This is a genomic window from Lysinibacillus macroides, assembly GCF_001281525.1.
Lineage (GTDB): Bacteria > Bacillota > Bacilli > Bacillales_A > Planococcaceae > Lysinibacillus > Lysinibacillus macroides.
Map to the genome: position 1 here is coordinate 926,287 of NZ_LGCI01000005.1, position 23,889 is coordinate 950,175.

Sequence of the window (23,889 nt, forward strand, 5' to 3'; positions counted from 1 at the left end):
TGAGTTGAGATGTATGATGGAAAGTCAAAAATATGCAATTGTAGATTTGGAGACAACTGGTCATTCACCAGCAAATGGTGACAGGATGATTCAAATTGCCATTGTCATTATGAAGGATTGGGAAATTGAGCGTACCTATACGAGATTTATTGATCCTGGTAAGGCGATCCCGTCCTTTATTCAGGATTTAACACATATAACAAATAAGGATGTAGCAGATGCCTTACCTTTTGAGGCACATGCCGACACCATATATGAGCTGCTGGCTGATTGTGTATTTGTCGCACATAATGCAGATTTTGACTTATCCTTTTTACAGGCAGAGTTTAAACGAGCGGGCTTGTCAAAATGGCAGGGCAAAAAAATGGACACGGTGGAGCTAGCCAAAATTTTATTTCCAATGTCCCTTAGTTTTAAATTAGGTGATTTAGCAGCAGAATTACACATAGAGCTGGCGAATGCCCATCGCGCAGATGATGATGCACGTGCGACAGCAGAGCTATTTAAACGCTGTTGGAAGGAGCTATTAAGTCTGCCGCAGCTAACACTAGAGCAGATGCATAAACGCTCGTTTCGCTTGAAATCAAATATTTCTCAGTTATTTTTTGAGGCACTGCAAATTAAACGCCAACATGTCACAACGAATGAACATGTGCATTATTATCATCATTTGGCGATTTGTAATGGACGCAAGCTGCATACCAGTCTGGAAGAGGCTATTGTCTATCCTCAAACTACAACAGACAAGATAGCCCTTATGACAAAAGCGTTGCCTAATTTTGAGGAGCGCCCTGCCCAATTTATGATGATGGATACAATATGGCAGGCTTTACATGAGCAAAAAGAGTGCGTGATTGAAGCCTCAACAGGGATTGGCAAAACCGTAGGGTATTTACTTCCTGCTATTTTATATGCGCGTGCTATGAATAAAAAAATAGCGATTAGTACGTATACCTCCTATCTACAAGAGCAGCTTGTGGAGGAGGAGCTACCGAAGATTGAAAAAATTCTTGGCACAAAGGTCAATATTACTGTATTAAAAGGGATGCAGCACTATATTGACCTTGAGCGCTTTGAGCAATGTATGGCTTATGCAGATGAATCCTATGATGATACATTAACCATTTTGCAAATCCTTGTTTGGTTAACGAAGACAGGTACAGGTGTGTTAAGCGAGCTAAATGTTTCAGGTGGTGGACAGCTATTTTTAGAAAAAATCCGAAAAATACCAACTAACAAACCACCTAAAAGCTTTGATTTTTATGAACAGGCCTTACAAAATAGTGCGGCTGCCGACTGTATTGTAACAAATCATGCAATGGTTTTAAGTGATTTAGTGCGTCAAACACCAATCTTTACGCAAATTGATGGTTGGGTGATTGACGAGGCTCATCAATTTATTCAAGCTGCTATGCAGCAGGATGAAATTGTGTTCTCCTATACACAATGGAAATATATACTGGGGCAAATTGGGACAATGGAAGATACAGCCCTGTTTCACCAATTTAGTGCAGCAGCCAAGAATAAGCAACGTGTGTCCATGCAAAGCCTTCAACAGCTAGCTGCCCAGTTTATACGCTTACAGCGGGCATTTGATCACACAGTCCACCAAGCTTTGAAAAAGATGCAGCAGCTGTCAAAAGGAAAACAGACAACTAGTAAACGCACCTTATTTTTAGAAGAAGCGGCATTAGCCAAAGAACCATTTATGCATGTTAGCAAATTAGCACAGCAATGGCTTGATCTTGCAGTAGAGGCTGGCAGAGCTTTTGAAAATAACATTGAGCAATTAGATAAAAATGATCGCTATATTGTCACAGAATGGCATTATTGGATACGTGAATTAAAAATAAAAATTGCTGAATGGGAGGATATCTTCCTATCAGCACAGGAGGGCAATTCAGTATGGCTAGAATTTGATGTCCGTAGTATTCCTGGTAGTCTTCATGTCTTTAAAAAGCCTATCAATGTGACATCTATTATTGACCAAGTATTAGCACCAATGCGCGAGCAGGCAAGTATTATTTGGACATCAGGAACATTAACGGTGCCAGGCAATGAGCGCTTTGTAACCCGTCAGTTAGGCATTTCGGGTGATGTAGAAGTAATGAAGCTACAAGCACCGCCAGCCTATTATGCAGGTGCAAAGGCGTATATTGTCACAGATATGCCAGAAATTCAGCATGTTAGTCAGGAAGACTATATCGAGGCAGTTGCTCATGCAATTACACGAACAGTGCGAATGACAGAGGGGCGTTGCTTTGTGCTCTTTACAGCACAGGATATGCTGCGAAAAACAGTCGAGCTCATTCAAGATAGTGAATTGCTTGATGATTATATGCTATTTGCACAAGGGGTAACAGGTGGCAGTCGTATGCGTATCCTAAAATCATTCCAAAAGTTTAGCCATGCTGTGCTTTTTGGCACAAATAGCTTTTGGGAGGGCGTGGATGTGCCAGGTGATGCACTTGCCTCTGTTATTGTGGTACGCTTGCCATTTTCATCACCAGAAGAGCCTGTTTTTAAAGCAAGAGCGAAGTATTTAACAGCGCAAGGTCATAATTCCTTTACAGAGCTGTCCTTACCGGAAGCGATTATGCGCTTTAAGCAAGGCTTTGGTCGCTTAATTCGCTCCTCACAGGATAAAGGAGCCTTTATTGTACTAGATCGTCGTATTACAACCAAATCTTATGGCAAGGAATTTATCAGGGCATTACCGCCAATTGACGTAAGGAAGTTACAGTTACCTGAATTATTAAAAGAGCTTAATCGTTGGCAACAATAAAAAGAATCTCTTTTAGCAGCAGCTAGGTAGTGACCCCTTAAAGTTAGAGTTTTTATTATGCGGCTGATTGGTTGGCTTGAGTTCGGTATTGCACTGGACTTAAGCCAGCCAATTTTTGTTTAATACGTCTATTGTTATAATATTTGATGTACTCTTCAATTTTGTGTTTTAACTCTTCATAGACAACTAATTTTTATTTCTTGTTTTAAAAGCCCAAAGAAATTTTCCATTGCTGCATTATCGGCACACATTGCTTTTCGAGACATACGCTGAAAAATTTGGTTTTGTTTTAGTGTTTTCACCCACTTGTTATGTTGGTAATGCCAACCTTGATCAGAATGAATCGTTGTCCGATATTCTGCCTCGTCTTTAATGACTTCTACTGCTAAAGTTAATGATGCGAGAAGGTGCAGCACCCTAGAAGGGATTCCTTTTTACATAGACCGTAACAGCAAGATTGAGGACGAAATCAGTGGATATTTCCTGATAAGATAAGGTCAATCAAACAGTGTGGAGGCTTTTCAATGACAAAAATTCAGGTGTTCAAGGACTTACATTCTACTCAAAAGCTAATCTTTATAGGGAATACGTGGGAAGTATTATCCGCTTCCATATTAGAAAAGGCAGGCTTTCAGGCGATTGGCACAACAAGCTAGGAAATTGCTAATTCACTGGCTATGCAGATGGTGACATCGGCATCTAGCGATTATTCAAGCCATTGTAGACCATGTGAGTATACGAGTATCAGCAGATATCGAAGCAGGTTATGGATATGATGAACAAAGTATAATTGGCAATCTGTTAAGAACAGCGGATACGGGTGTAGCAGGCATCAATATGGAAGACTCTCTTAAACATCAATCAGGCTTAAGAAATTTGAAAGAGCATTGTCAGCTACTAGCAAATAGAAGGGCTACACTTGACAATCATGGCTATAAAAATTTCTTTATCCATGCTAGAACGGATACTTATTTTCAATTAGAGCAGCCTTATGAAGAAACGTTAACAAGGGCAAAGGCTTATGTTGAAAGTGGTGCAAGCGGTATATTTATACTTGGGTTAACAGATGTCCATGAAATAAAGGGCATCAGAAGATATGGGAATACACCCATCTAACAAATTGTCAACAGTTAAAAGTATTGGGTGTAAACACCTTAGCTTTGGCAATGCACTTTCAGACAAAATCATTGCACATTTAACAAAAAATGCTGCACAATTACTAGAGAGCCGAGATACTTTATGTTTATATGAGTAGTCAAAAAAACGGGGTGAGCTATTAGTGAATAATCCAGTGAATTTATCCTTTGATGAGATGTGGGAAAAAATTATGGCTTGTGATGAAACCTATGACGGGCTATTTTATACGGCCGTTAAAACGACTAAAATTTATTGTCGCCCTTCATGCAAATCAAGAAAGCCTAAGAAAATAAATGTTCAATTTTATCCGACTATTCAACAAGTAGAGGGGGCGGGCTATCGAGCATGTAAGCGATGTCAGCCTGAAATTGAGTATTCTCCACATACGCAATTAATTAAAAATGTGACAGCTTTTTTAGTTAACGAATATAAGCACAAACTAACATTGCAGGATATAGCAACTCATATTGGTATCAGTCCCTTTTATCTCGAACGGTTATTTAAACAAGAAACAGCTGAAACACCTCGCATGTACTTAGAAAAAATCAGAATTGATAAGGCTGCTTATTTGCTCAAACATACAGCTTACACAAATCTCGAAATTTGCTATGAGGTGGGGTTTCAAAGCCCCTCCAACTTTTATAAAGTCTTTCGACGGTTAAAAAATTGTTCACCTACTGAGTATCGACAGAGGGAGAAGATAGTGCTATGAAGTGGATAGATCATGTAAATTATATAAAGATTTCCCCACCAAATGATTTTAGCTTTCCAGCGTGTATAAATTTCTTTCATCGCACAGATCAAGAAATTCTTTATCGAATCAAGGATGACACACTTTATAAATTATTTAAAATAGAGGAACAGCCCATTTTATGCAAAATAAGCGAGCAAGCAACGATGATCAAGATTGACTTTCCCATATATCAGCCCACTGCCAATGAAAAAGAAAAAATTGTACAATATCTAGTGGAATGGTTTGATTTATCAAGAGATTTACAAAGCTTTTATGAGATGGCAGAACAAGATAAAATTCTCCAACCTATTGTGGAAAAATATAGGGGATTACGATTAATTGGGATTCCTTGTTTATTTGAAGCGCTTGTTTGGGCAATTATTGGACAACAAATTAATTTATCATTTGCTTATACATTAAAACAGCGCTTTGTAGAAACCTTTGGTGAGCAGCTCTATGTGGAGGGGGAAAGCTATTGGTTATTTCCTACACCTGCCAAAATAGCTGAAATGCAGGTGGAGGATTTGCGCATGCTGCAATTTTCAGAGAGAAAAGCTGAGTATACCATTGCTATTGCAAAAAGCATAGTAAACGGGGATTTAACAAAAAAATTATTGCGACAACAGGGGGACTATTCAGCTATCAAAAAGTATTTAATGACGATTCGTGGAATTGGAGCATGGACGGCTGATTATGTACTAATGAGATGCTTACAAGAGCCCTCTGCCTTTCCATTAGCAGATGTTGGCTTACACAATGCTTTAAAAATACAATTATCGTTAGCGCAAAAACCAACGATTGAGGAAATAAATGATTATGCAAAACAATGGGAGGGCTGGCAGGCATATGCTACCTTTTATTTATGGAGGTCACTATATGAAGCGATATAAACTAGATTATCAATCACCAATTGGCATAATTGAAATTGAGGGTACAGACACGGCTATTTATGGCATTAATTTTTCAGAGAGAGAGCAGCTTGCACATATGCCACAGCAAGAAACGCCGCAAGTGATGCTAGACTGCTATAAGCAACTGCATGAATACTTTTTAGGCGAGCGCTTTGAATTTACATTTCCGTATCAATTTGAAGGAACCAACTTTCAACAAGCGGTGTGGCATGCCTTACCTCATATTTCCTATGGTAAAACAGCCTCCTACAAAGATATCGCCATTGCCATTGACAATGAAAAGGCAGTAAGGGCTGTGGGCAGTGCCAATGGCAAAAATAATATCAGCATTGTCGTTCCTTGCCATCGTATTATCGGCTCAAATGGTACATTAACAGGCTATGGCGGTGGCATGTGGCGTAAAGAATGGCTGCTTCAGCATGAGCAATCACACCGTGCAAAGATGAGTAAATCGACTAATTAATGTAGTATTCCTCTCCTTTATCGCAATCATACAAGGTATAAAAAAGTGCTGATTGCCAAAAATAAAACCGTTATAATGGGCAATTTATTCGCTTTTTATAACCTCTCCATGCGGAAAATGTCGTGTGGAGCATTGATGATAAAGGAGGTGTACGAATGAGCGTACTGTATAGAATCGCTTTAGTATTAGTCATAATTGGTGCTATCAACTGGGGGCTTATTGGATTCTTTAGATTTGACTTGGTGGCGTATTTGTTTGGTGGACAAACAGCAGTATTATCTCGAATCATTTATGCACTTGTTGGTATTGCAGGCTTGCTTGCCATACCGATTATTGCCAAGCGTTTTGAAGACGAGGATGAAGTGGAAACACATACTCGTATAGACCAAAATCCTAGCTATGGTATGGAGGCTGGAGAGGAAGCCGATTTCACCGAAGTAACCGAGAAAAAGGTGAAAAAAGTTGAGAACAAAGATTCCCAGCATAAGTAAGTTAAAAAAACTGATGACCAAGTGGGCTCATCAGTTTTTTCCATATTGACAACAACCCAGCGTAAGAAAAGAAATTTTCTAAAAAGCTCAAGTTGCTAGTGGACCATGTAATGGCAGATGTCAAAAGCAATACTATTGATTCGTTAAAACATCCTCTATTAAAAAGGCCATATACAAGGTTGTCTTTGTAAATGGATTGCTTAAATCCATATCTAAAAGCATTTCGATTTTTTTTATTTTATAAAGAACGGTATTGCGATGAATAAATTGACGTTCACTAATTCTGCTTGTACTGCCGTTTTCCTCAACAAATATGCGTAAAAAGGGTACATAATCCGTGTTGTGTAATTCATCATAACGATAAAGCTGCTCTAACATATCTTGGCGAAAGCTCTTCATTAATGACTGATTTTGTATCGCCATAATAATTTTATAAACCCCAATTTCTTTATATTTATATAAATACCGATTATTATGCAGCTGTGCTAAATGAATAACAGCTAATGATTCTTCATAGCTGTTACGAATATTTTCAAGCTCTTTATGAAAATTACCTTTACCAATAATGATGTCTAAATATCCGTTTTTTGATATATTTTTTTCGTAAATTTCTTCAACAACCTTGGAAAAAGGAATATTTGGTGTATGGATTTGTGCTTTATCGATTAAAAAAATAAGGTGATTTTTATGCTTTAATTTTAAGAAGCGTTGATAGCGATTTTGAAAAGCGAATTGAATCATGACTTCATAGTGGTCTATCGTTGCTTGTGCATCAATCGTTGTGCAAGTAATGATCGCCAATTCCCTCCCTTGTGGAAATCCTAGCTGTGCTAATTGCTCTTTTATCGCATGAGTGTTGGGCTTGTCCTGAAATAGTAGATTAAACAGCACCTTTTCTTCGATGGAAAGCTCTTGATGATGGCTGGTAATAAATTGAAAGGTTGTTTTTAATAAATCGGCAATGCGATAATTCCATGGCATTTGAAAAATAGGGAAATCATATTGATTAGCAAAAGAGATGACGGCTTCTGGAATAGTAGCAATGAATGGTCCTGTATTAATAATAAAGCCAGCTACTTTTTTCGTGTGCGCCTGCTTGACAAGCTGTTCTAAGGAATCTTGCTGTGCATCTAAATTGATACCTGTTGTGACGACCAATTCATTAGGTCTACAAAACATGATTAAATCACTGCTTTCCACAACATTAATACCAGTAACTCTGCGATACGTACCACTATGTCCAGCGACTAATGTGAGCATTGGGAATTGAACTCCCTCTACCATTTTACGAATCGTCCCCATATTTCCCCTCCCTTATTATGAACATAACTTACCATATAGAATGTGCAGTTGCACATATTTTTTTAGTTTTCTATCCATATCTTACAACTGTTATCTATTTTAGAATGTTAATAACTACTGTGAAAGAGAGGACTTGCATATGTATAAATGTAATAGTAGACGATTGCAAGCGTTAATTGAACAATTTAGTCAATTTGGAGCTACGGACAACAGTGGCGTCACACGTTTGTCTCTTTCGAATGAGGATGTATTAGCAAGAAACTATTTTTGTGAGTGTTGCGAGGCTTTAGGTATGGACATTCAGGTGGACGATATGGGCAACATTTATGCCACTCTTCCTGGTAAAAAGAATGTACCACCCATTGTCATGGGTTCCCATTTAGATTCTGTTGAAAAAGGTGGTAGATTTGATGGCGTGTTAGGTGTATTAACAGCAATCGAGGCTATTCGAACAATAAAAGAAAACGATATTGATGTAGAGATTCCACTTATGATTGTGAATTTTACGAATGAAGAAGGAGCACGTTTTGACCCTGCAATGATGAGCTCAGGTGTAATTACCGCAAAATTTGATAAAGACAAAATGCTACAATCTACGGATAAAAATGGGATAAGCTTTCGAGAGGCACTACAAGCAAGTGGCTATAAGGGAAAAAAGGAAAACCGTCTAGCCGAAGCACTTGCCTATCTTGAATTGCATATTGAACAAGGTCCTGTATTAGAGGCAAAGCGATGTGACATTGGTGTGGTTGAAGGTGTTCTCGGCATGGTGTGCTATGAAATGACCATTACAGGGCAATCAAATCATGCTGGAACGACACCAATGTCAATGCGCAAGGACTCCATGATTGTTGCATCAACGATTATTACAGAGTTACATGAACAATTAGGCAAGATTGATGAACAGCTTGTCTTTACCTTTGGTCGTATGAATGTTTCCCCGAATATTCATACCGTCATCCCCAATAAGGTGACCTTTACAATTGATTCACGCCATCAAAAGCCAGAGGTTATGCAGCAGGTGGAGGATATTCTCAACGCGCTTCCAGAGACAGCAGGCGGATGCCATATTCAGCCTGTCAAGTTATGGGGCAGGGATACCGTGTATTTTAATAGTGCGATTTGCAATGAAGTAGAAAGAGCTTGTCAAAGCTTTGGCTATTCATCGCATCGTATGTTTAGTGGCGCTGGACATGATGCACAGTATATGGCAAGTATGGTTCCTTCCGCGATGATTTTTGTTCCAAGCATTCAAGGGAAGAGTCATTGTGAAGAAGAGGAAACAGCCTTTGGAGATTGTGCAAAGGGCGCAGATATTTTACTAGAAACGGTGTTAACGCTACAAACGAAGTTTAGTATGGGCGAAACATATACACTGCATTAACTATCAAGCATTCTCTAATTTTGTCATGAAGGGTGAGAGGCATAGTGAAAAAAATCATTAAAGGTGGACGAGTAGCAACTGCTGCTGATGTATTTGAGGCAGATATTTTAATTGAGAACGGTAAAATTGTTCAAATTGGACAAAATTTAACGGATGCTGGCGCTGAAATTATTGATGCTACTGGCAAGTACGTATTGCCTGGTGGCATTGATCCCCATACGCATTTAGACATGCCATTCAATAACACGGTGACGGATGATGACTGGAAATCAGGCACTATTGCAGCGGCTTTTGGTGGGACAACTACTATTTTAGATTTCTGTTTAACAGCAGGAGAAGAAAAATTATCGACAGCCGTAGAGAAATGGCATGACAAGGCAAAAGGAAAGTCTGCTATTGACTATGGCTTCCACTTGATGATTGGTGATCTAACACCTGAAACCGAAGCTGAATTACCACAATTATTAGAGCAAGAGGGCATTACTTCTGTTAAGGTCTTCATGGCTTATGCAAAAGAATTCCAAGCTACAGATCGTACATTATTTAAAGCCTTTAAAATCGCTAAGGATCTTGGTGCGATAGTGATGGTCCATTGTGAAAATGGCTCTGTTATAGATGAGCTAGTAGAGGAGGCAAGACGTGCTGGACATAAGGAACCGATCTATCATGCACTAACTCGTCCAGCGGAATTGGAAGGAGAGGCAACAAAGCGTGCTATCGAATTAGCGCACATAGCTGGTGCGAAGCTCTATGTGGTGCATGTGACTTGTAAAGAAGCGGTAGATGAAATTATTGCCGCTCGTGAAAAGGGCTATGATGTTTATGGTGAAACTTGTCCACCGTATTTAACGCTCGATCAATCCGCATTAGCGCAACCAGGCTTTGAAGGAGCCAAATATGTTTGGTCACCGCCACTTCGTCCTAAATATCATCAAGAACATTTATGGAATGCCTTAAAGGCAAAACAGCTACAGACGATTGGCTCAGACCAATGCTCCTTTAGCTTTAAAGGTAAAAAGCAATTAGGCTTAAATGATTTCTCGAAAATTCCAAATGGCGGACCATTCATTGAAGACCGCTTCAGTATTTTATACTCTGAGGGCGTGGCAAAAGGCAGAATTTCCATCCATGAATTTGTTGATATGATCTCTACTAGTGCCGCAAAAATATTTGGCTTATTCCCGCAAAAAGGAACGATCGCAATTGGTTCAGATGCGGATATCGTCATTTTTGACCCGGAGGCAAAACGCCAAATTTCAGCTAAAACGCATCATATGAATGTAGACTATAACCCATATGAAGGCTGGGAAGTAACAGGTGAGCCTATTAGTGTACTCGTACGTGGAGAATATGTTATTAAAAATAAAGAATTTGTAGGCGTACTTGGCAGTGGACGATATATTAAACGTCCATTAAAAACAGTAGCGGCGGAAGCACTAAATATTTAGCTTCCTACAGAATAGGACCGATTGTTTTGACTGGAGAACAAAGCAATCGGTCTAGTTAATAAGGGGACAGAAAAAATGAACAACCGAGGGGGTATGGCAATGGTTCCGATTCAAGAAAATGCGATGACCATACAGCTTAGACATAATTTTATGGAATTGAAAGCCAAGATGACGAAAAATGAGGCGATTGAGGAAGCCAATCGTTGTCTGTATTGCTATGACGCACCATGTATTAAAGCCTGTCCAACAAGTATTCAAATACCAAATTTCATAAAAAAAATTGCATCTGGTAATATGAAGGGTTCTGCTACGACTATATTAGAAGCAAACCCAATTGGTGCAAGCTGTGCAAGAGTTTGTCCAACTGAAGAACTGTGCGAAGGAGCGTGTGTCTTAAATTCTTCAACAAAGCCAATTAAAATTGGCGAGTTACAACGTTATGCAACGGATTGGGCAATGGAAACCAATGCTCAACTATTTAAGCCAAGTCCACATAATGGACAGAAAGTAGCCATTATTGGGGCAGGTCCTGCTGGTTTGTCGGCAGCACGTGAGCTCAGTCGCCTAGGCTATCAAGTAACCATCTATGAGGCTGAAACGAAGGCAGGGGGCTTAGGAAGCTATGGAATTGTAGCATTCCGTTTACCAAATGATGTCGTAGATTGGGAAGTAGGGCAAATTAAACAGCTCGGTGTGAACATTCAAACAAATACAACTGTAGGCGTGGATATTTCTGCTGCTGAAATTTTGGCTCAGTATGACAGTGTGATTTTAGCTGTCGGTATGGGTGCTGTCCCAAATTTGGGCATTGATGGGGAAGATTTAGAAGGGGTACATGATGCCATTGAGTTTATTCGAAAAACAAAAATGGGACCGCTTACAAATGATATTGTAGGGAAACGAATAGCCGTGATCGGTGCTGGAAATACGGCTATTGACGGTGCTACAAGTGCAGTACGCTTAGGGGCAGACAATGTACAAATTCTTTATCGCAGGACACAAAAAGAAATGACGGCATACAAATTTGAGTATGAATTTGCCAAGCAGGATGGTGTGGAATTTAAATGGCTAACAGCACCTAAAAAAATTATTGGCAATAAAGCAGGCAAGATGACAGGCATTGAATGTGTGAAAATGCAGCTCGGCGAGGCAGGTCCTGATGGTCGACAACGCCCTGAGGAAGTAAAGGGCTCCAATTTTATCATTGAAGTGGATGCTGTTATTAAAGCCATCGGGCAAACACGTTTCGTATCGTTAATTGAAGCCTTTGGTTTAGCCCATACAAATGGTGTCGTTGATATTGATGAGACAACAATGCAAACGTCCAATGACAAAGTATTTGCATGTGGAGATGTTGTCTTTGGTAATGGACAGGGTGAAGCGATGGTAGTGACCGCTGTACAGCAAGGAAAAGATGCAGCATATAAGATTCATGAATGTTTAAGAAAACCAAGTGAGATTGCATAAAGTGAACCTTCAATCAGTGGAGGCTCTTTCTCCACTGATTGTTAGTTTCACCATTAGGTTTTTGCAGGCTAATGAACCTGGTGGTCGCCTGTATATGACGCTATGCTTTCGGTACGAAAAAGATTGTTAGTAAGGGATAGAGGGGGAACTTACATGGCAGACTTACACATTAATTTAGCGGGTATCAAATCGCCGAATCCATTTTGGCTAGCATCTGCTCCACCAACGAATTCAGGCTATCAAGTACAGCGTGCATTTGAAGCGGGCTGGGGTGGAGCAGTTTGGAAAACGTTAGGAGAACCGATTTTAAATGTGTCTTCCCGTTTTGCAGCCGTTAGCTATAATGGCCAACGTGTGGCAGGCTTTAACAATATTGAATTAATTACGGACCGACCATTAGAAGTAAACTTACAAGAAATTTATGAGACGAAAAAGAAATTTCCTAATCACGCAATTATTGCCTCATTAATGGTGGAACCAAAGCAGGAAAAATGGCATGAAATTGTGAAACGTGTAGAAGATGTGGGGGTTGATGGTCTTGAGCTTAACTTTGGTTGTCCACATGGGATGGCAGAACGAGGCATGGGTTCTGCCTCTGGTCAAGTCCCTGAATTGGTGGAAAAACAAACGTACTGGGTAAAGGAAGCGGCACGTACACCTGTCATTGTTAAACTAACGCCAAACATTACGGATATTACCGTGACGGCGGAAGCGGCAACACGAGGTGGAGCAGATGCTGTGAGTATGATTAATACGATTAACAGTTTAGCTGGTGTTGATTTAGATTCTTGGAATACAGTACCGCATGTGGCTGGAAAAGGAGCTCATGGTGGCTATTGTGGTCCGGCAGTTAAACCAATTGCACTGAACATGGTTGCAGAATGTGCTCGTAATCCATTAGTCAATGTACCGATTTCGGGCATTGGGGGGATCTCCAATTGGCAAGATGCCGCGGAATTTATTTTAATGGGTGCGACAGGCGTACAGGTATGTACAGCAGCAATGCATCATGGCTTTAGTATTGTGGAGGATATGATTGATGGGCTGAATAACTACTTAGATGATAAAGGTCTAGCTTCAGTCATGGATTTAGTTGGTCGCTCTGTACAAAGGTATTCAAACTGGGGTGATTTAGATTTAAATTATAAAATTGTCGCAGAAATTAATAATGATGTTTGTATTAATTGCAATAAGTGTCATATTGCTTGCGAGGATACATCCCATCAATGTATTGACCTTTATACGGAGGATGGTCGCCCAATGCTAAAGGTTCGTGAGGAAGACTGCGTAGGCTGTAATTTATGCTCAATTGTTTGTCCTGTCGATGGAGCCATTTCAATGGTTGAACGCCCATCTACAATTCCGCCAATGACATGGAATGAACGCCAAACATTAATTAGTAGTCTATCAAAATAAGGACTCTTTTATAAAGAGCACCTTTACCTGCCGCTGTCACTTTGCTTTTGCGCAAAAATTTTCACTAATCGGATATTTACAGGCAGCTATTCCTCCACCTAAAGCTTGAAAATGATATAGATAAATTGCTGCCTGTTAAAGCAGGATAAAATCGAAATTCCACCTTCCCTTTACTTTTTGGGTGAGGGAAGACGTAGCTTCAAGGTAAGTTGTCACGGAAATTGGCATAAAAGGAGAGAAACTTTATGGAACGTGAAGGGAATTATTTAAAATCCCCGGATTTACTTCCAGTGACACATCAACAAAGAAATATTGGAACATTTGGTTTTGCAGTGATTTGGATAGGAATGGCGATTGTGTTAGCTGCTTTTGCTATCGGTGGCTCAGCAATTATTCATTTACCGTTGCCAATGGTGATATTAGCGACGTTAATAGGCTCTTGTTTAATTGGTGTTTTTATGACGTTAATTGGGGATATAGGGATTGAGCATGGGCTGTCTTTCCCTGTCTATATGCGTGCACCATTTGGTATATTTGGTACGCATATCCCTTCACTTGTGCGTGGCGTTACAGCTGCCTGTTGGTTTGGGCTTAACACATATTTTGGCGCATTAGCCATTAATGGTATTTTAAATTTATTGTTTAACTTTGATAATTGGTTTATCTGTTTCCTTGTCTTTGCAGCACTACAGCTTTTTAATACATCGCTGGGCATTAAATCGATTGAACGCTTTGCTGATTTAGCGGCACCTATTATTATTCTGATTTCTTGCTGGATGTATTACACGCTTGCTGACACAGCAACAGCACAAGGTAAAAATATTTGGACATGGATGGAAGCACCGGCAACAGGCTTAGCTGCTTTTACGGCATTTATGATAGTGATCATGGCAAATATGGGGTTCTGGGCAACATTGGCAGCAGATATGCCATCATTATCCCGCTTCTTTAAAGCACCTAAAAATGAGCGCAATTGGTTTAAGCGTAATAAAACACAGCTTGTAGGCTCATTAATTGTGATGCCCATTACCAACACCTTTATTGTAACAATTGGTGCTATTTGCTATATGGCTGTTGCATCGGCTGATCCTATCAATGCTTTACAGCAAAGTGCAAGCGGCTTTATTTTAGGAATTTTATTGTTAATGATTGTGCTGGCGCAGTGGTCAACAAACACCTCAGCGAATGTTGTACCAGCAGCGACGATCTTCTCAAATATTGGCGGGCCGAAAGTACCTTTTTGGGTAGGAGTTGTTATTGCTGGACTTATTGGTATTTTAGCACAGCCATGGAGCTTATTTGATGTAATGGTCAATGTGTTATTAATTATTGGTGGGATTTTAACAGCGATTGTTGGAATTTTATTTGCTGATTATTATTTAATTCGTAAACGCCGTGTACATGTCAAAGATCTTTATGAACTAGATGGACAATTTAAGTATTATAAAGGCTTTAATTTCGCTGGCTTACTCGCCTGGGTAATTGGAGGAGCTGTCGCTAATATCTTTTCCACCTATTCTTCATTAGTAGGGTTCTTTGTAGGGGCATTTGTTTATTATCTATTAGCAAAGTATTGGTGGTTTAAAAAGTATCCGCAGGCTGAGCTAGAGGAGCTAAATGATGCCAAGTATTTAGGCATTACTGCGGGGCATAATTTGGATGAATTATTTGGTCAGCAACTACCAGCAGAAGATGAACTGTTAGAGCCGCAAGACCCTCTGTTAGAAGTGAAAGGCGTTGACTAGTCAAGACATTTTAAACGTAAGAAAGGTGATGGTATATGTCTGAATTCCAGCAAAGCATGGAGGAGATCCAAAAAATAGATCAGTATTTAGATAAGGGCTATAAAATTAACGATGTTTACGAAAATTTAAGCGGAATGTTTGTGGAATTTGCACAACAAGAAGAGGTTGCAGTGCTGCAAATTTTAACAGCAGATGCACGCAAATATTTCGCTGCCAAATTACAGGAGCAAACATCATTACAATAACGAAAAACCGCTATTCCTTTTGTTGCGTACAACATTGGAATAGCGGTTTTAATATGGAACACGTTTTAAGCTTTTCGCATAATAAAGCTTAAATGTCTACCTGCCTGTTTGTCTTGACGATAGGAGAAGCCATCTGGGCTAAGAAAAGTACAGGTTGCATCGATTTGAATGTGCTCATCTGGAATGCCAGCAAGCTTACATTGCTTTTTGACGGTTTGTTGATTATCAATATGATACTTATTGGTTGCTGCGTTGTAATACATAAAGTCCTCTGCATAGCCAAGGCTGTGAAACTTTTCGTAGACATCAGCATCCACCTCAAACTTTTGCTGACTCAGCGCCATACCAATTTGAACATGAAAATCTTCTGGACGACACTGTTCTTCATTCATCAGATGCTGAAACAATTTGGGTGTTATTTCTTTGACAGTTCCTTGCCAACCTGAATGAATAACGCCAACGAGTCCATTCGCAGCATTATAAAAAATAACTGGAACGCAATCAGCCGTAAAGCTACATAATAGTAAATTAGACTCTACTGTATAAAGTGCATCGGTATTCTTCACCGCTGTATCCAAATGTGCAGCCCCACGTCCTTTATCAGCTAATGTGACTTTATGAAAGTTCGCACTATGTGTTTGCTCTGTACAAATAAAATTTTGTAAATCACAGTTCAATGTCGCAGCTAAATGCTGACGATTGTTAATGATAGCTTGAACATCATGGCAACTATGCAAAGCCATATTATTGTGTTCAATCTCCATCTCATCTTTTAAGGTAGTTCCTGCGATAAATTGCTCATTATCTATATACATTTTTATTTTCATTTAATCACCTCGTTTTACTATATAGGATTGCTTGTGGAATGTATAGGTTGCCGTTTTTTACTATTTAGCTACTCCTTTACCCGTCTATCAAACTTTTAGACATAAAGAATCGATTTCCTCATATAGTAGAAGGAATGCTAGAGAGGGGGAGAGCGTGAATGTTGAGTGAACAAGACATATTATTAATTTGCCAAGTAGGAATGGGTCTTTTTTGGATTTTTACATATATACTTGTTATTTACAAAGGATGGCAAGATAAAACCTATGGCATGCCTATGGTCGCTATTTGTGCCAATATTTCATGGGAATTTATCTTTGCCTTTTTCTACCCGCAAAATGATCTCCAACGTTATATTACGCTGATTTGGTTTGTATTGGATGTCTTTATTTTGATGCAATTTTTACGTTATGCTCCAAATGAATATCGAAAGATGCTATCAAAAAAGCTATTGTATTTCTCTTTTTTAATCACGTTAATCTTTAGCATGCTGATCATTTTAGGTATAGTCTATGAATTTCAAGATTTCGAAGGAAAGTACGTAGCATTCTTTCAAAATCTTATGATGTCAGGACTATTTATTGCTTTACTCTTGCAAAGAGGGAATTTAGCTGGTCAATCCATGGGGATAGCAGTTTGTAAGATGGTGGGTACATTATTTGCAGCAGTTGGCTTTTATCTATACTTCCGCACACCATTAATTACCATTATTTCTGTAGCAACGCTCTTTTATGATTGGCTCTATATTCTCTTAATTTATCGATTACAGCGTAAGCAATTAGCAAAATAAGATATATTGTGCAGCTATTGATCACTGAATCTATTAGTAATGTATGCCAATTACAAACATATTGCAACTTGATGACAAGCCGAATGGTAAAGAATAGCGAGATAAAGGGCTTGAACCAAACATATGGCGAGCTTGTCATACAATTGTAAAAATCCTTCCAAATATTTTGTGATGATTATGGCTCTGAAACTATTTACGATAATGGTAGAGCAAATAGGAAGGATGATGAATATGTTTAAAAAAATAAAAAAAGCAGCACTAGCTTCAGTAGTAGCAACTTCATTATTAGTACCCGTTGCGGCAATGGCAGCCGAATCCTATACAGTGACATCGGGTGACACGCTTTGGAAAATAGCTTTGAAAACAGAAACGGGTGTTCAAGAGCTTATTGAGGCGAATCCTCAGCTTGCTAACCCAAATCAAATCGAACCAGGGCAAAACATTCATATCCCTGTAAAGGAACAGGCAAGTGTTGAGCAGGAGGTTATTAAACTTGTGAATGTGGAGCGCGCAAAGGCAGGTCTTTCAGCATTACAAGAGGATTGGGAGCTATCGAGAGTAGCCAAATACAAATCCCAAGATATGCACGATAAAAATTACTTTGACCATACAAGCCCAACATATGGTACACCTTTTACAATGATGAAAAGCTTCGGTATTACGTATAAATCTGCTGGTGAAAATATCGCAAAAGGTCAACGTTCAGCACAGGAAGTAGTAACGGCTTGGATGAATAGTGAGGGACATCGCGCCAATATCCTTAACAAAAGCTACACACATATCGGTGTAGGGCATGTAGAAGATGGCAACTACTGGACACAAATGTTTATGAAAAAATAACCACACAGAACTGTCCTGAACTTAGTGATGACTAAGAGAGGGACAGTTCTTTTTGTTTGGATCAAAATTCAGTGAAGGGGGAATTTCTTGTTAGCAAACGCGTCCTAGTAGGATTATATGATGCTATAATAAACCTTATAGTAACAAGACAGAAAGCGGTGTTGGAGTGGCAAAGAAGAAAAGTGTTTATTATGGTATTTGGGGTCCAGCGTTCAAGGGAGTTGTCGACTCTCACAAAGAATTTAAAGCCTATGTTACTGGGAAGAAAGGGATGTACGGTAAGAAGTTTACATTAGAGCAGGAGGCACTTGATTGGGTAGAGAACTTTGTTTCACCAAAGGAACAGCAACAACCTTCAGCGTCAAATAATGCTTGTGCATATGCGATATATGGTCCAGTTTTTACGGGTATTGTTTATACGAAAGAGGAATTTATAGACAAGGTGTTTGGTAAGAAGGGAATGCGTGGAAAAAAATGTGTGAATGAGCAGCAGGCCCAAAAGTGGCTGGAGGCATTTGCCAAACAGCAAAAGAAGAAAAAGACACAAAAAGCAGTCATAGCTCCTGCAAAGATAACAACTGTAGAACAAGAGCACCAGAATAGAGCGGAACAAATGGTTATTTATATTGACGGTAGCTTTAAAAAAGATAAAGGTACATATGGCATTATTGTCTATTCTACGCATAATAGTGAGCCTATTTATCGAGATTTTGGTTATGTTTACGATGAGCATTTTAATGATTTACAAAATGTGGGTGCCGAATTAATGGCATGCTTGCGTGCATTGGAATGGGCGTTTGCGAATAGACTACAACAAGTGTGTATTGTGTATGACTTTGAAGGTATTTTGCATCATTGCTATAAAGATTCCTCACATACTGCATTGAAAATTTACCAAGAAATGGTCCACCGTTTCAAAGCTGTAATGGATATTTATTTTCTACATGTACGGCATGGTAATAAAGCACTTCATGCAGAAGCACATCAATTAACACAATTAATCCTCTAAAAGTATCCTAAACTTAATATGCGTTAGAGATAGCGCTATCTTACTTCAGCAAATGGTTTTATATCGAAAGTAAAAGAGAATGCCCACTGCTATAGATGATGGAATAAATGCTTGTTAAACACCCTGTTCACTGGGTATTTAAACGTCTCCCACTAAGAAAGTCTCTAATATATGGAAAAAAGGAGTAGGCTCCCCTGATGCGTTCGAAAAAGTTTGGACGCATCGTTTCTTTATAGGAAAGTGAAACGTTAGAAACAAAAAATCAAGGGTTAATTGACTTTTTAATATATGTAGGCACCTACTATAGATATAAATATAGGAGAGGATATCAAAACTTTCCTTCATTTTATTTTTTGCATCATCCTATTGTCTACTGGGTAAATAAGACTCTATGCGACCATTACCTCAACCTTGATTGGTGATAGTTATGCGCTAAATTTTTAGAATATTCCTACGAATAAAGGGGTGAGACAACTTATCAAGTAGCCATAAATTTGGAAGAAGAAACATCGGCTTAAATCGCTGTATGAACCATTCCAACCATTGCGGAATTTGCGCATAAGGCTTTTCAGTAATATGGTATAGGCAGCAGAGGAAAGAATACGGGCATGCTATTAGTTTTAGCAATGGAAGACAGAAAAGCCCCTATTAAAGTTAGTGATGGTCTGCAAGAAGCCATAGCAGATGAACAAGCAGGGCAGATTCTCGATGACTATACAATTCCAGTGCTACAAGAAGGAAAGGCAAATCAGACTAGAATGAATACATTTGAGGTATTACTTCAAACGATAAAAAGTGAATACATCCTCTCTGATACATCCAAGGCAAAAAATTGGGATAGGACAGATTGGCTAGGATTTTTACTTTTGCCATCCGTCAGTTCTTTTACTCTTTATTATGGACTTGTTGACGAAGGGAGAAAATCAAAGCGTGACACAACGCCTGCTACTATTCAAGCGAGGAGGATCATAAATTAACTACTATCTCCTTGGCGAGTGTTTAAATAAAAATACATAAAAAGTAACACACTATTAGCAATAGTCGAATAAGATGTTTCTTTAGTAAAACGATAAAGGTAGGTGCGATCATTTGAAAAAGAAGTGGATGGCTATCGCTTGTATGATTTGTACAGTTGGATTACTAGGGTGTCAGGAAAAATCAGCAAATCCTAAAACGCCTGAGCGTCAACACCTAGAAGAGCCTGTTAGCTATGAGCCCACACAACCGACCAATCCTGTTGTAGAAGTCGTTGATCCGACTACAAATACAATCATTGATACTATTTCACCACAAGCATTTGGCTATGATACAGATAGGCAAGCCTATCAAAAGCTGCTTGAACAAATAGCGAGAGACTTAGCGAGGGGAACGACCACCATAGCTGGCTATGATCAGCATATGGTGCTTGATAAATTGGATGATCAGGGGAAAATTATCAAGGGTAGATCCCACATAATTTTAAAAGAGCGTGAATTAGTGGAAAGCATACTAGCGGTTTCTGCAACAGGTGGACAAGTGGAAATGCCAATTTTGATTACCAAAAGCAGTTACTCGCTTGAAGATATTCCTTATTTAGAGGATGTTGTTGTGGCGACTTATACGACTTATTTTAATCATGCAGATGTAGGGAGAAATAAAAACATTGAGCTTTCTGCCAAGGCGATTGACAATGTGATCGTTGGTAGTGGTGATTATTTTTCCTTTAATCATATTGTGGGGCCAAGAGATGAGGCGAATGGTTATCAACCTGCACCCGAAATTATCAATAAAAAAATAGTGATGGGTATTGGTGGGGGGATTTGCCAAACGTCCTCCACTTTGTTTAATGCAGTAGATCAAATTCCAGTCAAATTTGTAGAGCGTCATCATCATTCATTAGATATTGGCTATGTGCCTCAAGGCAGAGATGCAACAGTTTCCTACGATAGTTTGGATTTTCGATTCCAAAATACTAGTGGTGCACCTTTTTTAATAAAAGCCATTTATGAAGAAGATTCTCTAACAATTGAAATAAGAACGGCAGAAAAATATTTGGGCATCATGAAGGACGAGACATTTTAAAGATAGCTAAAGAATAAAAAAATTCATTCGTTACAGCCACACTTAGGTCCCTACAGGCTATCTATAATTTTTATAATGTCCTGTGGTGCTGCCGCTTGGTAGTCAGGTTTCGAGTGTTGTATCGCTTCATTAGCCTCATATCCCCATCCCACCCAAATAATTGGCACACTCACCTTTTTGCAGGCAATACTATCCCTGTATTCATCGCCAATATATAGCATCTCATCTGCTGGAATAGTAGATTTTTTTATAAATTTTTCTATCGCTTTATCCTTCCCTGCAATAGGGTTTGAACATAAAACCTCTGCTACACAATGAATGTCATTCAGTTTCAGAAAGGCTAAAATGGTATCCTTTGCATGAGAAGAAATAATCATGATTTTAAAGCCTCTTTTATGCAGCTCCAGCAGCACTTTCTTCATGCCTTTAAAAGGGCGAATATCCTGTAATGCTTGACGATATAATTGATAAAATTGCGGTAAAACGAGCGGCACTTTGTAGATGGGTAAATTCAATAATTTGCTGCGCTCCATAAGTGATAATTTTTTCAATGCCTCGATATCCTTTAAGCTAATGTCTTTCCATTGGTGTTTTTGTGCAATAGTATTCCACGCTGCTACAAGAGCAGCTGTGGAATCTACCAGTGTTCCATCAAAATCAACAATAATAGGCTTCATAGCAAGCATACCCCTTTTTCATCTAGTTGTATGAATGGTTTATGCACGTAAAGGCTACATGATATAGGCGGTTTTATAAGGTTTTTTCACGTGTTCTTACTAAATAATAGGCATTGATAAAGGAAGCAATAGGGATGATCAATGCAATTCCAATACCTGCGCAGAAAATTGTCATAATTTCTGCACTAAATACTTTGGAATTAACGATTTCACCAAGCGAATAGGAAAGGTCCTTAAACCAGATTAATAAGCTTAAATAGCCACCAAAGAAAGCAAAAAATAGCGTATTGGTATCCGTCCCTAAAATATCTCTTCCAATGCCCAGCCCAGATGTAAATAGGGCTTTTCTGCTAATTGAAGGATTGCGATAAAAAATTTCATGCATAGAAGAAGCAATAGAAATGGCCACATCCATAATCGCCCCAATTGTGCTCATAATAATAACGGATGCACCAATTTGAGCAAAATTGACCCCGATATACAGGGAAAAAATACTGATTTCTTCCGTAGATTCCTCGCTAAAGCCTTGAATCATTGTTTTTTTCGTAACAAAGGTAATAAAAAGCAGTAAAACGACTATTGTAACCATTGTGGCCATAAATGCTGTAATGGTTTTACTGTTTGTTTGATTAATATAAAATAAGCTAATCCAGCTAATAATGGTGCAGGCAATAAATGTTAGGATGATAGGGCTATTCTTTGGGTTTGTCATTAAAAAGATGGTGATAAAGAGGACCCCAAAATTTAAAAATAATGATAAGAAGGAGCGGAATCCTTGCCTACCACCAACGACTACCATTAATAGACATAAAATAATTGCTAATAAAACGATAACATTCATCCTTCAACCTTCTTTCGAGTAATGAAAAATAGAGCAATATACTGGCTAATCGGAATCGTTAAAACAACTCCAATACCACCAGCTAAAGCACGAGCTAATTCTAATGAAAGATTTAAGGAAAGTGTCAGTCCTAATGTATAAGAGTTTTTTAAATAGAGAATGACCATTGGGATGGAGCCACAAAGATAAGCAAAAAATAAAATACTTGTAATTGTACCCATGATATCTTTTCCGATTTCCTGACCTGAGGCTTTTAGCGCTTGTATGGAAATTGAAGGGTCCTGCTCATATAAAGCAAAAATGGAGGATGCCATTGTAATGGATACATCCATCACTGCGCCAAGTGAGCCAATAAATAATCCCGCCATAAAAATTGTACGATAAGGACGTGTTAAAAATTGCATTTCCTCATACCGAAGATCATTTTCCCCTGTTAACCACATTACTAGTGAGCTAATAAGAAGAGCAATGATTGTGCCAAGCAGTGTGGAAACGATAGCCGCATATGTTTTTGTCTTCAATCCACTAATAAGCAGCAATGAAATAATGGTAAATAAAATCGCACAAGCCCCACTAATCAGTAATAAACTGATGTTACCATGCTTGACGTAAAGGTCCAAAGCAAATGATAAAACCAGTACATTGATCCCTAAACTAATAATGGCAAATAAGCCTTGTCTTCTACCGATAATCAGTAATGCAAAAATAAAAATCCAAGCGATAATGACAATGGTTTGATCTCGTTTTACATCGATAATTGTGCCTGTTACATCACTTTGTATTGTTTGTTCATTGATGGCAACAAAAATTTTATTGCCCACATGGTATTGTTGGTCAAAAGCACCTGATAAAGAATATTCATTGGTCAAGTGAATGCGTTGACCCTGAGCCTGACCATTTTTTAGCACAGCTATAATCTTCTGTGTAAATAAATAATCCTCATTCTCATACATATCTGTGAGAGGCTCTGATTCTGCCACTTCAGCTTTGATAATTTCAGCAATTGGCCGATCATAAAATTGTTCATTGTGATGCACGACAACAATTGAAATAATACAGCAAAGTGCTAATAAGAAATAAAAAATCCCTTGTTTATATGTTGCTTTTTTGAAAAATCGCAAATAGATCATCTCCATAGGACAAGTTACTTGTAAAGAAACGATTGAGTAAAGCGGAGGTTCCTTCAATTGATTGATAAAAACGTGAAAGCGATGGATAGCCTAGTTAAACGGGTGAATAGTATTTTCCAAAAAGTTGAACAGGAGCAACCTCTGTTTTCCTGAATATTTTTCATCGTCATGGAGAAAATATGCGTAAGT

The 23,889-nt window shown here is 38.7% G+C and carries 23 protein-coding genes and 1 pseudogene; 18 read left to right on the plus strand and 6 right to left on the minus strand.

From position 1 onward, the window contains the following. Positions 1-13 precede the first annotated feature (13 nt). Positions 14-2,785 (plus strand): ATP-dependent DNA helicase DinG, encoded by a 2,772-nt coding sequence (dinG, locus tag ADM90_RS07395; protein ID WP_053994363.1) that lies wholly within the window; start codon positions 14-16, stop codon positions 2,783-2,785. 55 nt (positions 2,786-2,840) lie between these two features. Here the strand turns inward: dinG and ADM90_RS25000 are convergent. Beyond that, positions 2,841-3,129 (minus strand): annotated as a pseudogene (locus ADM90_RS25000) (transposase); the annotation flags it as partial. A gap of 180 nt (positions 3,130-3,309) precedes the next feature. Here ADM90_RS25000 and ADM90_RS25005 point away from each other — a divergent pair. The 6 genes from ADM90_RS25005 to ADM90_RS07425 all read left to right on the plus strand — a co-directional run bounded on the left by ADM90_RS25005 (position 3,310) and on the right by ADM90_RS07425 (position 6,520). Next, on the plus strand, positions 3,310-3,441 hold the full coding sequence (locus ADM90_RS25005; RefSeq protein WP_235473366.1) for an isocitrate lyase/phosphoenolpyruvate mutase family protein: 132 nt from the start codon (positions 3,310-3,312) through the stop codon (positions 3,439-3,441). A gap of 73 nt (positions 3,442-3,514) precedes the next feature. Next, entirely contained in the window at positions 3,515-3,901 is a 387-nt protein-coding gene (locus tag ADM90_RS25010) for an isocitrate lyase/phosphoenolpyruvate mutase family protein (RefSeq protein WP_235473368.1), read from the plus strand. A gap of 163 nt (positions 3,902-4,064) precedes the next feature. Then, entirely contained in the window at positions 4,065-4,634 is a 570-nt protein-coding gene (locus tag ADM90_RS07410) for a bifunctional transcriptional activator/DNA repair enzyme AdaA (RefSeq protein ID WP_152927978.1), read from the plus strand. Beyond that, complete coding sequence (locus tag ADM90_RS07415; protein WP_053994364.1) at positions 4,631-5,545, plus strand: DNA-3-methyladenine glycosylase family protein; 915 nt, start codon at positions 4,631-4,633, stop codon at positions 5,543-5,545. Before ADM90_RS07410 ends, ADM90_RS07415 begins: the two co-directional genes overlap by 4 nt. Next, entirely contained in the window at positions 5,532-6,029 is a 498-nt protein-coding gene (locus ADM90_RS07420; RefSeq protein WP_053994365.1) for a methylated-DNA--[protein]-cysteine S-methyltransferase, read from the plus strand. The genes ADM90_RS07415 and ADM90_RS07420 overlap by 14 nt, the downstream gene beginning before the upstream one ends. A gap of 155 nt (positions 6,030-6,184) precedes the next feature. Continuing rightward, positions 6,185-6,520, plus strand: a complete 336-nt coding sequence (locus ADM90_RS07425; RefSeq protein WP_053994366.1) for a DUF378 domain-containing protein — start codon at positions 6,185-6,187, stop codon at positions 6,518-6,520. Positions 6,521-6,652: 132 nt separating this feature from the next. Here the strand turns inward: ADM90_RS07425 and ADM90_RS07430 are convergent, their stop codons facing one another. Continuing rightward, on the minus strand, positions 6,653-7,822 hold the full coding sequence (locus tag ADM90_RS07430) for a PucR family transcriptional regulator (protein WP_053994367.1): 1,170 nt from the start codon (positions 7,820-7,822) through the stop codon (positions 6,653-6,655). A 139-nt stretch (positions 7,823-7,961) separates the two neighbouring features. On the opposite strand from ADM90_RS07430, the gene ADM90_RS07435 reads away from it, so the two are divergent. The 6 genes from ADM90_RS07435 (at position 7,962) to ADM90_RS07460 (ending at position 15,527) form a co-directional block, all read left to right on the plus strand. Further along, positions 7,962-9,206, plus strand: a complete 1,245-nt coding sequence (locus tag ADM90_RS07435) for a Zn-dependent hydrolase (protein WP_053994368.1) — start codon at positions 7,962-7,964, stop codon at positions 9,204-9,206. Positions 9,207-9,250: 44 nt separating this feature from the next. Further along, positions 9,251-10,654, plus strand: coding sequence for a dihydropyrimidinase (hydA, locus tag ADM90_RS07440; protein ID WP_053994369.1), 1,404 nt, complete (start codon positions 9,251-9,253; stop codon positions 10,652-10,654). Between the two features lie 99 nt (positions 10,655-10,753). Further along, entirely contained in the window at positions 10,754-12,121 is a 1,368-nt protein-coding gene (locus ADM90_RS07445; RefSeq protein WP_083448482.1) for an NAD(P)-dependent oxidoreductase, read from the plus strand. A 153-nt stretch (positions 12,122-12,274) separates the two neighbouring features. Then, positions 12,275-13,537: an NAD-dependent dihydropyrimidine dehydrogenase subunit PreA gene (gene preA, locus ADM90_RS07450; RefSeq protein WP_053994370.1), complete on the plus strand. Its 1,263-nt coding sequence runs from the start codon at positions 12,275-12,277 to the stop codon at positions 13,535-13,537. Between the two features lie 245 nt (positions 13,538-13,782). Beyond that, positions 13,783-15,282, plus strand: a complete 1,500-nt coding sequence (locus ADM90_RS07455; protein WP_053994371.1) for an NCS1 family transporter — start codon at positions 13,783-13,785, stop codon at positions 15,280-15,282. Between the two features lie 35 nt (positions 15,283-15,317). Then, positions 15,318-15,527, plus strand: a complete 210-nt coding sequence (locus ADM90_RS07460) for a hypothetical protein (RefSeq protein WP_053994372.1) — start codon at positions 15,318-15,320, stop codon at positions 15,525-15,527. Between the two features lie 65 nt (positions 15,528-15,592). Here ADM90_RS07460 and pgeF read toward each other — a convergent pair whose 3' ends face one another. Next, positions 15,593-16,354 (minus strand): peptidoglycan editing factor PgeF, encoded by a 762-nt coding sequence (pgeF, locus tag ADM90_RS07465; protein ID WP_053994373.1) that lies wholly within the window; start codon positions 16,352-16,354, stop codon positions 15,593-15,595. Positions 16,355-16,512: 158 nt separating this feature from the next. On the opposite strand from pgeF, the gene ADM90_RS07470 reads away from it, so the two are divergent. The 5 genes from ADM90_RS07470 (at position 16,513) to ADM90_RS07490 (ending at position 21,052) form a co-directional block, all read left to right on the plus strand. After that, positions 16,513-17,142, plus strand: a complete 630-nt coding sequence (locus ADM90_RS07470; RefSeq protein ID WP_016995451.1) for a transmembrane-type terpene cyclase — start codon at positions 16,513-16,515, stop codon at positions 17,140-17,142. Positions 17,143-17,373: 231 nt separating this feature from the next. Next, positions 17,374-17,982 (plus strand): CAP domain-containing protein, encoded by a 609-nt coding sequence (locus ADM90_RS07475; protein WP_053994374.1) that lies wholly within the window; start codon positions 17,374-17,376, stop codon positions 17,980-17,982. Between the two features lie 166 nt (positions 17,983-18,148). Next, positions 18,149-18,991 (plus strand): ribonuclease H family protein, encoded by an 843-nt coding sequence (locus ADM90_RS07480; RefSeq protein ID WP_053994375.1) that lies wholly within the window; start codon positions 18,149-18,151, stop codon positions 18,989-18,991. A gap of 581 nt (positions 18,992-19,572) precedes the next feature. Next, on the plus strand, positions 19,573-19,968 hold the full coding sequence (locus tag ADM90_RS07485; RefSeq protein WP_268766620.1) for a TPM domain-containing protein: 396 nt from the start codon (positions 19,573-19,575) through the stop codon (positions 19,966-19,968). 112 nt (positions 19,969-20,080) lie between these two features. Further along, positions 20,081-21,052 (plus strand): VanW family protein, encoded by a 972-nt coding sequence (locus tag ADM90_RS07490; RefSeq protein WP_053994377.1) that lies wholly within the window; start codon positions 20,081-20,083, stop codon positions 21,050-21,052. A gap of 50 nt (positions 21,053-21,102) precedes the next feature. On the opposite strand, the gene ADM90_RS07495 is transcribed toward ADM90_RS07490, so the two are convergent. From ADM90_RS07495 to ADM90_RS07505, 3 genes are all read right to left on the minus strand, one after another. Then, positions 21,103-21,729: an HAD hydrolase-like protein gene (locus tag ADM90_RS07495; RefSeq protein ID WP_053994378.1), complete on the minus strand. Its 627-nt coding sequence runs from the start codon at positions 21,727-21,729 to the stop codon at positions 21,103-21,105. Between the two features lie 73 nt (positions 21,730-21,802). After that, entirely contained in the window at positions 21,803-22,570 is a 768-nt protein-coding gene (locus ADM90_RS07500) for a YibE/F family protein (protein ID WP_053994379.1), read from the minus strand. Beyond that, a complete protein-coding gene (locus ADM90_RS07505; protein ID WP_053994921.1) occupies positions 22,567-23,700 on the minus strand; it encodes a YibE/F family protein in 1,134 nt (377 codons plus the stop codon). Before ADM90_RS07505 ends, ADM90_RS07500 begins: the two co-directional genes overlap by 4 nt. Positions 23,701-23,889 lie beyond the last annotated feature (189 nt).